At 34.2% G+C, this 351-nt stretch carries 1 protein-coding gene; it reads right to left on the reverse strand.

Features of this window, described 5'->3' with window-relative positions; all coding sequences use genetic code 11:
- On the reverse strand, nt 1-284 hold a 284-nt coding region (gene tnpA, locus HMPREF2832_RS02660), incomplete at its 3' end, for an IS200/IS605 family transposase (protein ID WP_148131343.1).
- Between the last annotated feature and the right edge of the window lie 67 nt (nt 285-351).

Below are 351 nucleotides of genomic sequence, written 5' to 3' on the forward strand. Positions count from 1 at the left end.
GCGTGTTTATCGAACATCATTAGAGCACTTTTACCTTTTAAATATCCCATGAAACTTGCAACACTAATTCTAGGTGGAATGCTTACTAACATATGAACATGATCTGGCATTAAATGGCCTTCGATAATCTCAACACCTTTATAACTACATAATCTATGGAATATTTCTCCCAAACTACTTCGATATTGATTATAGATCACTTTTCGTCTATACTTAGGGGTGAACACAATGTGATATTTACACATCCATTTTGTGTGTGATAAACTATGTGCTTTTTGAGCCATATTTTTCTCCTTTCGCTTTACAATTGGCTTGAACACCTTAATTGTATCGCGTTTGGAGGTTTTTTTG

It is taken from the genome of Streptococcus sp. HMSC073D05 (assembly GCF_001812015.1).
Taxonomy (GTDB): Bacteria; Bacillota; Bacilli; order Lactobacillales; family Streptococcaceae; genus Streptococcus; species Streptococcus parasanguinis_D.